11 protein-coding genes and 2 tRNA genes are annotated in these 15,274 nt (G+C 33.2%); 10 read left to right on the forward strand and 3 right to left on the reverse strand.

Features of this window, described 5'->3' with window-relative positions; all coding sequences use genetic code 11:
• The first annotated feature begins 196 nt into the window (after positions 1 to 196).
• A complete protein-coding gene (gyrA, locus tag EV196_RS16405) occupies positions 197 to 2,752 on the forward strand; it encodes a DNA gyrase subunit A (protein ID WP_132218863.1) in 2,556 nt (851 codons plus the stop codon).
• A gap of 16 nt (positions 2,753 to 2,768) precedes the next feature.
• Positions 2,769 to 4,019: a tetratricopeptide repeat protein gene (locus tag EV196_RS16410; RefSeq protein WP_132218864.1), complete on the forward strand. Its 1,251-nt coding sequence runs from the start codon at positions 2,769 to 2,771 to the stop codon at positions 4,017 to 4,019.
• Positions 4,020 to 4,136: 117 nt separating this feature from the next.
• Here the strand turns inward: EV196_RS16410 and EV196_RS16415 are convergent, their stop codons facing one another.
• Both EV196_RS16415 and EV196_RS16420 read right to left on the reverse strand, forming a co-directional pair.
• Positions 4,137 to 4,886, reverse strand: a complete 750-nt coding sequence (locus EV196_RS16415) for a C40 family peptidase (protein WP_132218865.1) — start codon at positions 4,884 to 4,886, stop codon at positions 4,137 to 4,139.
• A 100-nt stretch (positions 4,887 to 4,986) separates the two neighbouring features.
• Positions 4,987 to 6,171 (reverse strand): acetyl-CoA C-acyltransferase, encoded by a 1,185-nt coding sequence (locus EV196_RS16420; RefSeq protein ID WP_132218866.1) that lies wholly within the window; start codon positions 6,169 to 6,171, stop codon positions 4,987 to 4,989.
• Positions 6,172 to 6,299: 128 nt separating this feature from the next.
• Between EV196_RS16420 and EV196_RS16425 the strand changes: the two genes are divergently transcribed.
• The 5 genes from EV196_RS16425 (at position 6,300) to EV196_RS16445 (ending at position 11,989) form a co-directional block, all read left to right on the forward strand.
• Positions 6,300 to 8,351, forward strand: coding sequence for an HD family phosphohydrolase (locus EV196_RS16425; protein WP_132218867.1), 2,052 nt, complete (start codon positions 6,300 to 6,302; stop codon positions 8,349 to 8,351).
• A 96-nt stretch (positions 8,352 to 8,447) separates the two neighbouring features.
• Positions 8,448 to 8,531: transfer RNA gene (locus tag EV196_RS16430), tRNA-Ser, on the forward strand.
• Positions 8,532 to 8,539: 8 nt separating this feature from the next.
• A tRNA-Pro gene (locus EV196_RS16435) sits at positions 8,540 to 8,614 on the forward strand.
• A 250-nt stretch (positions 8,615 to 8,864) separates the two neighbouring features.
• Positions 8,865 to 10,118, forward strand: a complete 1,254-nt coding sequence (locus tag EV196_RS16440; protein WP_132218868.1) for a site-specific integrase — start codon at positions 8,865 to 8,867, stop codon at positions 10,116 to 10,118.
• Positions 10,119 to 10,723: 605 nt separating this feature from the next.
• Positions 10,724 to 11,989 carry a site-specific integrase gene (locus EV196_RS16445; protein ID WP_132218869.1) on the forward strand — a complete coding sequence of 422 codons (1,266 nt, stop codon included), beginning with the start codon at positions 10,724 to 10,726 and terminating at the stop codon, positions 11,987 to 11,989.
• A gap of 233 nt (positions 11,990 to 12,222) precedes the next feature.
• Here EV196_RS16445 and EV196_RS16450 read toward each other — a convergent pair whose 3' ends face one another.
• The gene (locus EV196_RS16450) at positions 12,223 to 12,450 is read right to left on the reverse strand and encodes a helix-turn-helix domain-containing protein (RefSeq protein ID WP_132218870.1); all 228 of its coding nucleotides are present in this window, start codon (positions 12,448 to 12,450) and stop codon (positions 12,223 to 12,225) included.
• A gap of 284 nt (positions 12,451 to 12,734) precedes the next feature.
• Between EV196_RS16450 and EV196_RS16455 the strand changes: the two genes are divergently transcribed.
• The 3 genes from EV196_RS16455 to EV196_RS16465 all read left to right on the forward strand — a co-directional run bounded on the left by EV196_RS16455 (position 12,735) and on the right by EV196_RS16465 (position 14,477).
• Complete coding sequence (locus EV196_RS16455) at positions 12,735 to 13,748, forward strand: HEPN domain-containing protein (protein WP_165876186.1); 1,014 nt, start codon at positions 12,735 to 12,737, stop codon at positions 13,746 to 13,748.
• A 67-nt stretch (positions 13,749 to 13,815) separates the two neighbouring features.
• Positions 13,816 to 14,142: a hypothetical protein gene (locus EV196_RS16460; protein ID WP_132218872.1), complete on the forward strand. Its 327-nt coding sequence runs from the start codon at positions 13,816 to 13,818 to the stop codon at positions 14,140 to 14,142.
• Positions 14,143 to 14,147: 5 nt separating this feature from the next.
• Positions 14,148 to 14,477 carry a hypothetical protein gene (locus EV196_RS16465; protein ID WP_132218873.1) on the forward strand — a complete coding sequence of 110 codons (330 nt, stop codon included), beginning with the start codon at positions 14,148 to 14,150 and terminating at the stop codon, positions 14,475 to 14,477.
• Positions 14,478 to 15,274: the final 797 nt, after the last annotated feature.

Consider the following 15,274-nt stretch of genomic DNA (forward strand, 5'->3'; position numbering starts at 1 on the left):
AAATGTGTGAAAGTTGCTAATTGACGAAAAAATCTTTATAAAATCAAAATTTTTCAATCGATACTTATTAACGAAAAAAGCCTTTAAAATTGTTAATAAAAAACACGAAAAAACACCATTTTTAAACACATCTTCGCTATTGAAATGCGTATATTAGCATGTTTTGAAAAACTCATAAAACTTAATTAAATTATTTATGGCAGAAGGAGAAAAATTGATCCCTATTAATATTGAAGATGAGATGAAAACGGCTTACATTGATTATTCAATGTCGGTCATTGTGTCACGTGCTTTACCAGATGTAAGAGATGGGTTAAAACCAGTTCACAGACGCGTACTGTTTGGTATGCACGAACTAGGAGTTAGGGCAACAGGCGCACATAAAAAGTCAGCAAGAATAGTTGGAGAGGTTTTAGGTAAATACCACCCACATGGCGATACATCGGTTTACGATGCCATGGTACGTATGGCTCAAGAATGGAGTTTACGATATATGTTAATTGACGGCCAAGGAAACTTTGGCTCTATAGATGGTGATAGTCCTGCAGCAATGCGTTACACCGAGGCGCGTATGCGTAAAATATCGGAAGATATGTTGGCGGATATTGACAAAGAGACTGTAGACCACAAATTGAATTTTGATGATACCTTACAAGAACCAACAGTTTTGCCAACCCGTATTCCGGGGCTTTTGGTAAATGGAGCTTCTGGTATTGCCGTAGGTATGGCTACCAATATGCCACCTCACAATTTAACCGAAGTTGTTAATGGTACTATTGCGTATATTGAAAATACGGATATAGAAATTGACGAGTTAATTAAACACGTTAAAGCACCCGATTTTCCAACAGGAGGTACTATTTATGGATACGATGGTGTTAAAGAGGCATTTCATACCGGTAGAGGTCGTATCGTAATACGTGCCAAAGCGAATATAGAAGAAGTTCACGGGCGTGAGTGCATCATTGTTACCGAGATACCGTATCAAGTGAATAAAGCAGAGATGATTAAGAAGACTGCAGACTTGGTAAATGAAAAAAAATTAGATGGTATTGCTACGATAAGAGATGAATCTGATAGAAACGGTATGCGTATTGTTTATGTTTTAAAACGTGAAGCTATACCAAATATCGTACTAAATAAATTATACAAATATACAGCCTTACAATCGTCATTTAGTGTGAATAATATTGCACTAGTAAATGGGCGTCCACAATTATTGAATTTAAAAGAACTTATTCATTATTTTGTTGAGCATAGACATGAAGTTGTTGTAAGACGTACTACTTATGAATTACGCAAGGCAGAAGAACGTGCTCACATTTTAGAAGGCTTAATTATTGCTTCAGATAATATTGATGAAGTAATAGCTATTATTAGAGCATCTTCAAACGCAGATGAGGCTAGAGAAAATTTAATAAAACGTTTCGAACTTTCAGAAATTCAAGCGAAAGCTATTGTTGAAATGCGTTTGCGTCAACTTACAGGTTTAGAGCAAGATAAATTACGTTCTGAATATGAGGAACTTATGAATACCATCATCGATCTTAAAGATATCTTAGAAAAGAAAGAGCGTCGAATGGAAATCATTAAAGATGAATTAAATGTTGTAAAAGAAAAATATGGTGATGAGCGTCGTTCAACTATTGAATATGCAGGTGGCGATTTAAGTATTGAAGATATGATTCCAGATGAAAAAGTAGTTATTACTATTTCTCATGCGGGCTATATAAAACGTACCTCATTATCAGAATACAAAACACAAAATAGAGGTGGGGTTGGTCAAAAAGCTTCAACTACCAGAAATGAAGATTTCTTAGAATACTTATTTGTGGGGACTAACCACCAATATATGTTGTTCTTCACTCAAAAAGGAAAATGTTTCTGGATGCGTGTTTACGAAATTCCAGAAGGCAGTAAAACCTCAAAAGGACGTGCTATTCAAAATTTAATAAATATTGAACAAGATGATACTGTAAAAGCATTTATTTGTACGCAAGATCTTAAAGATGAAGACTATATAAACAGTCATTACGTTATTATGGCGACTAAAAATGGTCAAGTTAAAAAGACTTCTTTAGAGCAATATTCACGTCCGAGAACCAACGGTATTAATGCTATTACCATTAAAGAAGACGATATTTTATTAGAAGCACGCTTAACAACCGGTAACAGTCAAGTAATGTTGGCTTTAAAATCTGGCAAAGCCATTCGTTTTGAAGAAGCTAAAACTCGTCCAATGGGTAGAAGCGCATCTGGAGTTAGAGGTATTACGCTTGCCGATAAAAACGATGAAGTAATTGGAATGGTTACCATAGAAAACCCTCAAGAAGAGTCTGTATTAGTAGTTTCTGAGAATGGTTATGGAAAACGTACCTATATTGACGATCCTGAAGATGGAGAACCAGTATATAGAATTACCAATCGTGGCGGAAAAGGTGTAAAAACCATTTCTATTTCAGAAAAAACTGGTAAATTAGTGGCCATAAAAAGTGTTTCAGATAGTGATGATTTAATGATTATCAATAAATCTGGCATAGCCATCAGGTTAGAAGTGAAAAATTTAAGGGTTATGGGTAGAGCAACTCAAGGCGTTAAATTAATCAATCTTAAAAATAACGATTCCATTGCAGCTGTTGCTAAAGTAATGCGTGATGAAGATGATGAAAGTGAAGATGTTGAAAATATGGACGTTTCAGAGGATGGCACAACTCTTGATATTACAGAAGACGAAAATAACACAGAAAATTAAATTTAATATTATTACAATGAAAAAACAGATTATCATAGCTATAGCACTTTCGGTTAGCGCATTTTCATTTTCACAAAAGAAAGAATTGAAAGCTGCGGATAAAGCTATAACAGGGAAAAATTATGCTGAAGCAAAAGCTGCATTAAAAGAGGTAGAGCCATTATTATCTACTATGGATGATAAATATAAAGCTCAATATTATTATTTAAACGCTTCGGCTTTATATGCAGGAGGTGCAGGCTCAATGAACGATATTGATGCCGCTTTAAAAAGTTTAGAGAACGTTAAGGGAGACTATGTTTCAGAATCTTCTGAATTAAAACAAACCATGGTTAATGGTTTACTAACTAAAGGAAATAAATTTTATGAAAGTAAAGATTTTGCAAATTCCTCTAAATATTTTGAAAAAGCTTACAGATTAAGCACTAAAGACACTTTGTTCCTTTATTATGCAGCTGCTACTGCTATTAATGTTCAAGATTACGACAGAGCATTAACTATTTATGAAGAACTTAAAAACTTAGGTTACACAGGTATTGAAAAACAGTATTTCGCTACTAATGTAGAATCAGGAGAAGAAGAAGTTTTGGATAAAGCTACTCGAGATCTTTATGTAAAAGCAAAAAGCCATAACAACCCAGGAGAACGTATAACCGAGTCTAAAAAACCTGAAATTGTTAGAAACATAGCACTTATTTATGTTGACAAAGGCGATAATGATAAAGCAATTACGGCCATTAAAGAAGCAAGAGAAGAAAATCCTGAGGATATTAATTTAATTTTATCTGAAGCTAATATTTATTATAAAACTGGTAAAATTGAGGAATTTAAGGGGTTATTGGAAAAAGCAACTCAAATGGATCCTAATAATCCTGAATTACAATATAATTTAGGAGTTATATCAGCAGATTCAGGACATCCAGAAGAAGCTAGAGCTTATTATGAAAAAACAATCTCTTTGGATCCAGAATACATAAATGCATATATAAATTTATCTGCTTTAATTTTATCGAAAGAAGAACCAATTATTAAAGAAATGAATGGTTTAGGTAGTTCTAAAAAGGATGATTTGCGATATGATGAATTAAGAGAGCAACGTTTAGATTTATACAAACAGGCTGTTCCATATTTAACTAAAGCACTTGAAATTGACGGTAAAAACATTAGTGCAGCTAAAACATTAGCGAATATTTACAGTATTTTAGGTGAAAAAGCGAAACACGACGAAATGAAAGCAAAAGCTGATGCTTTAGAAGCTGAAAATTAAAAAAATTGATTTTAATATAAATAAAAACGCCGCTATTTGCGGCGTTTTTTATTGCTTATTTTTCTTTCAAATGAATGAATCGTTTTAAAATAATGAAAGAAATTATTTTAAATTATTTTAAATTATTTTTTTAATAACCCGAAGTTTATGGGTATGTATTTTTCTGTCCACATTATAAATACCGGAATGGTCTAATCTATCAATTCTAACCTTTCCGTGGGCGTGAATAATGTAGTTATCGCTCATTATAATACCAACATGGGTAATATTACCTTCGTTATTATCAAAAAAAGCTAAATCTCCAGGCTCGCTTTCTTCAATAAAACTTAAAGCCTCTCCTTGTGTCGCTTGTTGCGAAGCGTCCCGTAATAATTTATAACCGTTAAGTTTGTACACCATTTGCGTGAAACCCGAGCAATCAATTCCAAAAGGAGTTTTTCCTCCCCATAAATAAGGTGAATTTAAATATAGAAAAGCGGTTTTAATAAGATTGTCTTTTGGTTTTTTACCTTCAACGACAGTGCCTTCATGCTTGTGATTTAAAACAGATAAACCATTAAGAGACGAGCCTAGTAAAATGGGGTGTAATTGTTGATTGGTGTCTTCAATAAATTCTACTAAATCAAAGGAAAGTTTTAGGGTTTCTTTATGTAATTGGTAGTATTGTTCTTCGGTAATTTCTATAAGTTGTTTGTTATCAATCCAACCTTCATATTTATCAAAAGCAAGTCTTATTTTACTCCAACTTTTACGTTGTTCTAAAATTTTAAAAATATCGCCATATAAAACCTGAGAAACAAGTTCGCTAGCATCCGACGGTTCATTTCTAAGAGGAACAATGCTTAAATTACAAATTCCGTATTGCATATAATTATTGTCTATTGATTATTGATAATTATATATTGATATGTGGTGAATGATACGGTACAAAATCTTGAATAAAAAACCATGTTTAAATAAAAAATAATCAATCCTCTTTGCGTTCTATAATAATTGCTGATGCGCCACCGCCACCATTGCAAATAGCAGCTGCACCAATTTTGGCATTGTTTTGTTCTAAAACATTTAATAAAGTAATCACAATTCTAGCGCCAGAACAACCTAATGGATGCCCAAGTGATACCGCACCACCATTCACATTGACATTACTATCGTTAAGTCCAAGAATTTTCATGTTAGCTAATCCAACCACAGAAAAAGCTTCATTAAATTCAAAAAAATCAACATCATTAATATCAATCCCTGCCTTATCTAAAGCTTTTGGAAGTGCTTTTGCAGGCGCTGTAGTAAACCAATCAGGCTCGTGGGCAGCATCGGCATAACTTTTTATAGTTGCAAGCGCTTTTAAACCAAGTTCGTTGGCTTTTTCTTTACTCATCAAAACTACTGCTGCTGCACCATCGTTAATGGTAGACGCATTGGCCGCGGTTACGGTTCCATCTTTTGAAAACGCAGGGCGTAAATGCGGAATTTTATCTAAAATAACATTAGTGAATTCTTCATCTTTTCTGACTATAACGGGTTCTCCACGACGCTGTGGCACTTCAACAGGCACAACTTCATTATCAAATTTACCAGTATCCCAGGCTGTCGCTGCACGTTTGTATGATTGAATAGCATAAGCATCTTGCTCTTCACGCGAAAATTTATATTCGGTAGCACAAGCATCTGCACATACACCCATGGCATTTTGGTTATAAGCATCAACCAAACCATCTTTTTGCATTCCATCAACTAGTGAGGTAGGTCCAAATTTAGTAGCTGTTCTGGCGTGTAAATAATGCGGAATTAAACTCATGTTTTCCATACCGCCAGCAACAATTATATCGGCATCACCCAAAGTAATACTTTGTGCTGCTTGCATAATGGCTTTCATGCCAGAAGCACATACTTTGTTTACAGTCGTGCAAGGTACGGTATTAGGGATTCCAGCATATATAGCAGCTTGTCTTGCAGGAGCTTGCCCTGTTCCTGCCTGTACTACATGGCCCATCAGCACTTCATCAACCAATTCTGGCTTTAAATTTATTTTGTTTAAAGCACCTTTTATTGCAATAGCACCCAATTGTGGTGCAGGAACTGTTGAAAGTGCCCCCATAAAACTACCAATTGGTGTTCTTGCTGCCGAAACAATCACTACTTCTTTATGCATTAGATAATTCTTAAAACTTATAGTATGCGAAAATAATGATTTTTTAATAGAAATTAGAGCGATTCAATGATTATAAAAAATAGGATTGCCTTATAATTTTATTACTTTTGATTTCATTAACTTTTTAAATGGAAGACTTTATAAATAAATTATATAGAAACCATTCCTTGATTTATAAAGGACTGTTGTTTGTTTGTACCACTTTTTTAATTGTGTATTTGTTTCCAAAAAGCGGAAAGTTTAAATACAATTTTGAAAAAGGAAAACCTTGGCAATCTGAAAATTTATATGCGCCTTTTGATTTTGCCATCAAGAAATCGGATGCTGAAATTGCTTCAGAAAAACAAGCCATTATTGATAATTCCATTTTGTATTTTGATATAGATAATACCATTGAAGCCAAAGTAAACCAATTGTATAAACAGCAGTTTAGAAGTGCCTTTTCCGATTCCATTCCAAAAAGGACTTTGGATAATTTAAATAAGGCCGGTCAAGAAATAATAGATGCGTTTTATGCTTTTGGTGTTTTAAATGAAAGTTATAGTTTTTCAGAAGATAGAGCTATAGCCATACTTGATGAGCGTGTAAAAAAACAAGACGGTTTTTTTTCAGATTTAATAAAGCTAGATGCTGTTACGCCAGTAATAAATAAGGTTTTAGAAAAGCATCGGTTAACAAATTTCAAAACGAATTTTGCGGCGTTATTTTTCGAACTTATTCAACCTAATTTAACTTTTGATAAATCTTTTACAGAAAAAGGTGTACAAGAAGAGTTGGATAAAATTGCTTATGCAAGAGGGAGTGTTGAAAAAGAAACATTAATTATATCGAAAGGTGAAATAATTGAAGGAGATAAGTATTTGGAATTGAATTCATTAAAGTCTGAATACGAATCTCAGGTTTGGACCAAATCTAATTACAACTGGATACTTTTTGCTTATACCTTATTGGTTTCATTGGCTTTATTGATGCTGCTTTTATTTCTAAGGAATTATAGAAAAGAAGAAGTATTCGAAAACAATACGAAGGTCACTTTTATTTTCTTTAATATATTGTTAATGGTCTTTATAACCACTTTGGTGGTAAATTATAATTCGAAGTTTATTTACGTAGTGCCCATTTGTATTTTACCGTTAATTTTCAAAGCATTTTTTGATGCGCGTTTAGGTTTGTTTGCACACGTAATTACAGTGCTTCTATTAGGATTTATTGTGCCTAATAGTTATGAGTATATGTTTCTTCAAATTATAGCTGGTATTGTAACAATTTTAACGGTCTCAGAATTGTATAAACGTGCTAATTTATTCATATCTGTAGGGCAAATAACTCTTATTTATATTATCGCCTATTTCGCGTTTTTCGTAATTCATGAAGGTAGTGTTGAAACCATTAAGTGGGAAATGTTTATTTGGTTTGTTTTAAGTGGGCTTGCTACTTTATTTGTACAACCATTAATTTACGTGTATGAAAAGATTTTTGGTTTGGTTTCAGATGTATCGCTTTTAGAATTATCTGATACTAATTCAAAGTTATTAAAAGAACTTTCAAATAAGGCACCAGGCACATTTCACCATTCATTAAATGTTGCAAATCTTGCTGAAGCTTCTGCTAACGAAATTGGTGCTAATGCCATGTTAGTAAGGGTAGGAGCGTTGTATCATGATATTGGGAAAATGAAAAACCCAACCTATTTTACCGAAAATCAATCCACAGGAATTAATCCGCATGACGAACTATCCTCAAAAGAAAGTGCTAGAATTATTACTGGACATGTTATAGATGGCATAGAAATAGCAAAAAAATATAATTTACCAGATAGGGTGATAGATTTTATTAGAACACATCATGGTACAAGTGTGGTGTATTATTTTTACATGCAAGAAAAAAAAGATTTTGAAGATGTAGATAAATTAGATTTTAGCTATCCCGGTCCTAAACCATTTAGTAAAGAAACTGCCATTTTAATGATGTGCGATAGTGTTGAAGCGGCTTCTAAAAGCTTGAAAGATCCAACATCCACAAAAATTGATGCTTTTGTTGAAAACATCATAGATAAGCAAATTGAAGGTGGCCAATTTTTAAATGCGAACATTACTTTTAAGGAAATTCAGTCCATAAAAAAAGTCCTAAAATACAAGCTAGCAAATATTTACCATTTAAGAATTGAGTACCCTGAATAATATTTAAAAAAATCGAATAAAATAGTTGCGTTCTTATTATGTATATACTACATTTGCAACCGCAATTTTATTGCATAAGTTCAAAATAAAATTTTAGGAGAGGTGCCAGAGTGGTAATGGAGCAGATTGCTAATCTGTCGACGGGTAACTGTCGCCAGGGTTCGAGTCCCTGTCTCTCCGCAATTTTTCGGGGTGTAGCGTAGCCCGGTTATCGCGCCTGCTTTGGGAGCAGGAGGTCGCAGGTTCGAATCCTGCCACCCCGACAAATAGGGTATCAATCTAAACCAAAAACCTGTTAATCGTATGATTAACAGGTTTTTGCATTTTTATTGGTTTCAATTGAAAGTAAAAAATGCAATTAAAAAGGACAACAAATCGGATAACAAAACCAATTTTAAAAAAGTGTTGACCGAATTGTTAAAATCCATCGATTAGTTGGGCAATTAAATGTATCTTTAAAGTGATTTGGCTTTCGTCTGATAATAAACCAATTATTAACAAAAAGACGAAAACATGAAAACAACCGCAACTTTCAGCATCCTGTTCTGGGCAGACCTTCCCAGAGCAAAAGAGGATCAAGCCTCCATTTACGCAAGGATTACAGTAAACGGCAAACGTGCAACAATCAGCCTAAAGAGAAAAGTTCCCATACAGGATTGGGATGCACATAAGGGTAGGGCAAGAGGGATCAACCAAAATGCTAGGGCTCTCAATAACTATTTAGAAGAAGCCAATAGTCACTTTTTTAAATGCTATCAAGATCTAAAATTAGAAGGCAAGCTAATAACTTCGCAAGTCGTAAAGGCGAGGTATTTGGGAGAAGATGAGCAGAACCATTCCATAAATGATATTATAAGCTACCATAAAGAAGACATGGATGGCAAGTTAAAATGGGGCACGCAAAAAAACTACTACACAACCCAAAAGTACCTGGCGAAGTTTATGTTAAAGACCTATAGAACCACGGATATGTATTTGAGGGAACTTGACTATAATTTCATAATAAAGTTTGAAAAGCACTTGAGAAACCATATGCCGGAAGACCATCAGAAGCCCATGGGCAACAATACCGTGATGAAACATATCGAGCGGCTTAGAAAGCTGGTGAACCTAGCTTTCAAATTGGGCTGGATTGACAGAGACCCTTTTGTCAACTTCAAGGCCCAATTCATAAAAACGGAACGTTGTTTTTTAAGCCCAGAAGAATTGAGGTCCCTAGAAAAGAAACAATTCAGCATTGAGCGATTGCAACTGGTAAAAGACCTGTTTGTATTCAGTTGCTATACCAGTCTTAGCTATATTGATGTGATAAACCTATCGGAAGACAATATTAACATTGGAATTGATGGTAAACTTTGGATCCATTATAAACGAGAGAAAACCACCAAGGTTATAAGGATTCCCTTACTGCCAAAAGCATTGGGGGTAATTGAAACTTATAAAGGCAAACAAAAAAACAAGAGCCAAGAAAACGCATTGTTCCCAAACATATCGAACCAAAAACTGAATGCCTACCTAAAGGAAATAGCAGACTTGTGTGGTATTAAAAAGAACCTGACCTTTCATATTGCCAGACATACTTTTGCCACAACCGTTATGCTATCCAATGGTGTGCCAATAGAAACAGTTTCCAAGCTTTTGGGACATGCAAAGCTATCGACAACACAGGTTTATGCCAGGGTAGTGGAGGCCAAGATAAGTGAGGATATACAGAACCTGCTCATTCGGTTTGATGCCCAAGAACAACAATCTCAAGCCATAAAATAGTTCAATGATTTTTTATGCAGGAATAGTTTCCTTTTATCTTATGATCAGTTACCATGATTCGAGTTTTACAAATATAGAGATCATAACCCGAAGGTCACTGGTTCGAGTCCAGTTCCCGCTACTAGGAATAACAAGGGTTTCAAGAGATTGAAACCCTTTTTTTATGGTGTCCAGTACAGAATAAGTACAGAATTGGTCTGTTTTCATGTTCAAAATAAGGATTGATATTATTTATTGTCTTTTGTTAGTAGATGTTATGAATTGGGCTAAGACGTATTTTGACAATTCATAAAAAGCAAAAAAGACAGATATACCTTAATTTATAAGCATGTTAGAATTAGTATAGTATGCAACTACCCTAGTATAGGTTTTTAAAATCCTGTCATCCCGACGAACCTTATTTTTATAAAATTAAAATACTGTTAATTGTATGATTTTCAGTATTTTGATTTTTTTTGGTTTCAAATGAAATCAATTAAAATCAAATAAAAGGTGTACTATTCGGTGAATGGATTCTAATCAGAATTGTCGTAATTTTAATGAGCTTTTAAGAGCAATTTGACTTTTGTTTTACAATTAAAATTGTTTAACTTAAAACTCGTAAAATGAAGACAAACACCACATTTTCAGTACTTTTCTTCACAAGGAAATTATCAGTTTCAGTAGATAAATTATCAATTTATGCTCGCATTACCATTAATGGAAAACGTTCAGAAATTAGTTTAAAAAGAATCGTCCTAGTGAGTGAATGGGATGTTGATAAGGCTAGATGTAGGGGAAATACGTCAAAAATTAAATTTTTAAATGCTTATCTCGATGAGGTATATAGTAAAATATTGGATTGCCAAAAGCAATTATTTTCGGAGGGTAAAATGGTTTCTGCCAATTCAATAAAAGCTAGATTCTTGGGTGAAGATGAAAATCATAAGTCATTAAGAGATATTATTGAGTATCATAATTCAAACATGATTGATGTTTTAAAGTTTGGCACCATGAAGAATTATTATACTACTGAAAAGTATTTATATAAATTTTTAGCTAATGAATTAAAGACAAGTGATATTTATTTAAAGCAACTAAATCATAGGTTCATATGTGATTTTGAGTTTTTTTTAAGGAATAGCAGGAATTCTAAGAACGAATTGACTTTAACCAATAATGGTGTCATGAAACATTTAGAACGCTTAAAAAAAATAATAAACCTTGCTTGTAAACTGGAATGGATTAACAAAAACCCATTTCAAATGTTCCAGTTAAAATTCAAAAAGTTTGATAGACAGTATCTTTCAGATAGAGAACTGGAACTTATAGAGAGCACTTTTTTTAAAAAAGAGGAATTAGAAAGGGTAAAGGATTGCTTTTTGTTTTCATGTTATACAGGTCTTTCTTATGTAGATGTCAAAATGCTAAAGAGCAATCATATTACTAGGGGCATAGATAACAATTATTGGATTTTTACCAAACGAGAAAAAACAAATGAAACGGTTAAGATTCCTCTTTTGCCCAAAGCTCTAGAAATTTTAAACAAATACAAAGCCTTTTCCAAACACAATAATGGAGAAAAAGTATTACCTCTTTTCTCTAACCAGAAAATTAATGTTTATTTAAAGGAGATAGCTGAGGATTGTGGTATTCATAAAAACCTCACTTTTCACGTTGCTAGACATACCTTTGCCACAACGGTTTTGTTGTCTAATGGAGTGCCTCTAGAAACCGTATCAAAGCTTTTAGGGCATACTAAGCTATCTACAACACAAATCTATGCTAGGGTAGTGGAAACAAAGATAAGTGAGGATATAAATAATCTACTAATTAGATTTAAAACGAAGAAGCAACAATACCAAGCACTAAACCAAACCAATAATTTTTAAGGCTCAAAAAAGAATTTCCTTTCAATACCCTCCTCATATGGTAACGGGGGTGTATTGAAAGGAAATTTTATTATTTATATAAAAAACTAGTAGATTTTATTCAAGGCGCTACATATTTTTTTGGTTTTAAAAAGCTTATAGATTTATATATGTACATTTATTTGTTCACGGTAGGTCATTTTGCCCATCTTATTCATTCTAGGTTAGTACAATAAAATGAACTTGATTTTATTTCAATAAGCTTTTTCTATTGGGAGTTTTAAGTCTTTACACACTTCCTTTAATAATTCACCAGGGTCTTCATCAACAGCAAGTGAAATCAAGTACAATTCTTTTACCTTCAGTTGTGTATTTAAGTTATTTGCAAGTTCACTTAATCTTGTTTTGCTAATTCCAGTTTTACGGGACACATCTGACCTGTTTATTGATTTTTTAGCAAAGTATAGTCCTAATTGAGTCATGAATTTATCCTATTTTCAGTATATAAAGTTAATATTTAAGATAAAGTTTTCCGATTTTCTAAACTTCAGTTTGGTATTTTATCCTATTATATGTACATTAGTTCCGATTATAGGAAATATATATCTGAATTTATTAACTTAAACTTTTAGAAATTATGGATCAAAAGACTAATTCACATATAGAAAAGGTCGTAAATAAGCTTACAACTTTTCTCGAGGTAAAATACATTTACCAGTCAGACATTAAGTTTGATGACTATAACAAATCCCTACTAATTGTCGTCTTGAAAGGAAACTGTTCTTCCTTAACGAATGAATTATCGACGATGGTTGCTAAAATATTTCAGGAAGAAACGGACTTTCTATACCGAATATTTTCATTTGAATATGCCCTGCAACAATTAAAAGAAGAAAACCTATTTTTTGTGTATGGGTGTACGTGGGATAAAATAATATTTCAGAATACTGATTTAGAATTAGACAGTTTTCATGAGTATAATATTACCGAAAAAACACTTAATATTATTCAATCCTTTTTCGAAAAGGAGTGCAATAAAATAGCTGCCTTTTTGGATGGAGCGACCTTTTTTATCGAAAAAAATAATCTCTCCCATGCTGCTTATATGATGCATCAATATATAGAACTGTGGTTTCGTTTTGTCGCTCTTTTTACAATGGGCAAGGAGCGGAAAAGCCATAGTATTAAGGAGCTTCAAATCTATATAAAAACATTTGCTCCAGAAATGGGCAACCTTTTCAGTTCAGAAATAGAGGAGGAGCAACACCTTTTAAAATTATTGGATGATGCTTATATAACGACACGTTATGAAAACAATTACCATATCAATCTAGAACAAATCCATAAAATAATGGAGAAAGCCAATAAAATGGAATCATTGGGAGTATCATTGTTTAAAAACAAATGGGAAGCCTGTATTGTTGAAGTATCAAATAATGAAGAAATCAAAGTTTCTAAAGATCAAAGTTCAGTGCCAAATGAAAAAGAATTATTGAAATTCATTAAATCCCTGTCCAAAAAGGATTTCTCTTCCTTAACACCATATTCCTTTAAAAAAGGGCACTATACCATTGGATTGGTCACAGAAGGCTATTTAGAAACTTCTTTCATGATATCAAATCTTTTAAAGGTATGTATCATCGCTATGGAAGCTGACCATTGTTCAACACGTTCCATACCTGAGCCAGAACACAACATTAGAGAGGTTTTAGGCTATGTTTTGGACATGCTACCACATAATGAAATGGAACTTTTGGATGTCATCAGAGATTTAGCTTAAGGGTCAGAAACGAATAGCCAATGAAAGAAAAAAAGAAAAGAATATAAAGATAAAAACTTAAAGCGCCATGAAAACAAAAAAGAAAGACCTCAAAAGGTTATTAACATTAGCAAAGTATCAATTGGTAACCTTAAAGCCTTCTAATGTAAAGAAAGATAAATTCAAACCAACATTCTTACAATTTGAGGGCTATAAGGATCTGTTTATTACCATTGAATCCTTAATAAATGTCTGTATCATGGCAAGCCATATCGAAAACTCAACAATTCCCGAAGACCATGGTTTGGATATTCGTAAAACATTGGAACTGGCAAACCAACTATTGCCATTTGATGAAGGAGAGTTTTTGGATAATGTGAATACGCTGATTAAACAAATTGAACCAGAAAGTTAAGCACCATGGAAAAGAAAAGAAACAAATTAAAGGCAATCAAAAAACACATAGAAAACTTCCCGGGAGTAAACAAAGAAGCTTATGGTAACAGAACGCGAAAGACCATTGGTTTTGAAGTAGCGGACAACGAGGACATCACGAGCAGTATCTCGGCACTCTTGGAAGTGTGCTATTACGCACTAGATGGTAATGGCACTTTCGTTTATCCCAAGCATAGTAATAATACAAAAATAAGTAGTGTGACCAAGGTTCTCGAAATGATCATTGACCTTTTGCCACATGACCAGATGTTTTGTATGGACAAGGTTACTGAAATCCTTTCGAATGACAAATAGAAGGGTAATTAAAAGAGAATGTCAACAAACACCGAGCAAGGGAATGTTTGTGATTGGTAAGGGGAAATTAGTTCTATATTGAGCGTTGGGAATCCATCGCTTCAAAAATGAACCAAACTCGCCAGAGCGAGTGCGGTAGTTTTTATAATATTTTCAATTTAAAATAAGATTGTTAATTTAATTGGGAGATAGGGCATAGGCTTTGTTTCTTCCCCTACCAATTTGATAAATTAGCTTATGGTAAATCAGTTTGTCTATTTCCCTATTAAGGGTTGGAATGCTAATTGGCTCTTGCAATAATGTTCTGATTATGCCTAAGCTTGCCTTTTCCTGAACGGTAACAATATTTATAATATTAGTTTGTCGATTGGTAAGATCCATTTACAAATTTAAAAATTCTGATCAATAATAAAAGTGAGTACATTAGATATTGGCATTTTTAAATTCTTTTACGGATTAAAAGCCCCAACATCTATCGAGCTAATACTATGAAGTGTTTTTGGGGAATTCAAAGCTTAAAGTTTATTTTTTAGTAAAAAAATTATTGTTTTTACTGGGCTGAGCGATTCTTTTCGTAAAAATCTAATTTTCAATTCCTCATAAATATTTCTATAACTTCAAAAAAGACCAAAAGTCAACAAAGTCAATAAAGTGAACTAAAAGCCTATTTTTTCACGGAAAAAATTATTGATTTTATTGGCTTACCAGCGTTTTTACGTGAAAAATGATTAGAATTCAGTCCGTTTAAACCCTCGAAACTACTGAAAACTAAGGGGGTAAAAAAAGTAACATCGCTT

It is taken from the genome of Mariniflexile fucanivorans (assembly GCF_004341235.1).
GTDB classification, from domain to species: domain Bacteria; phylum Bacteroidota; class Bacteroidia; order Flavobacteriales; family Flavobacteriaceae; genus Mariniflexile; species Mariniflexile fucanivorans.

Coding starts and splice junctions, on each gene's coding strand:
- gyrA (WP_132218863.1), top strand. CDS start 197: ATGGCAGAAGGAGAAAAATTGATCCCTATTAATATTGAAGATGAGATG.
- EV196_RS16410 (WP_132218864.1), top strand. CDS start 2,769: ATGAAAAAACAGATTATCATAGCTATAGCACTTTCGGTTAGCGCATTT.
- EV196_RS16415 (WP_132218865.1), bottom strand. CDS start 4,886: ATGCAATACGGAATTTGTAATTTAAGCATTGTTCCTCTTAGAAATGAA.
- EV196_RS16420 (WP_132218866.1), bottom strand. CDS start 6,171: ATGCATAAAGAAGTAGTGATTGTTTCGGCAGCAAGAACACCAATTGGT.
- EV196_RS16425 (WP_132218867.1), top strand. CDS start 6,300: ATGGAAGACTTTATAAATAAATTATATAGAAACCATTCCTTGATTTAT.
- EV196_RS16440 (WP_132218868.1), top strand. CDS start 8,865: ATGAAAACAACCGCAACTTTCAGCATCCTGTTCTGGGCAGACCTTCCC.
- EV196_RS16445 (WP_132218869.1), top strand. CDS start 10,724: ATGAAGACAAACACCACATTTTCAGTACTTTTCTTCACAAGGAAATTA.
- EV196_RS16450 (WP_132218870.1), bottom strand. CDS start 12,450: ATGACTCAATTAGGACTATACTTTGCTAAAAAATCAATAAACAGGTCA.
- EV196_RS16460 (WP_132218872.1), top strand. CDS start 13,816: ATGAAAACAAAAAAGAAAGACCTCAAAAGGTTATTAACATTAGCAAAG.
- EV196_RS16465 (WP_132218873.1), top strand. CDS start 14,148: ATGGAAAAGAAAAGAAACAAATTAAAGGCAATCAAAAAACACATAGAA.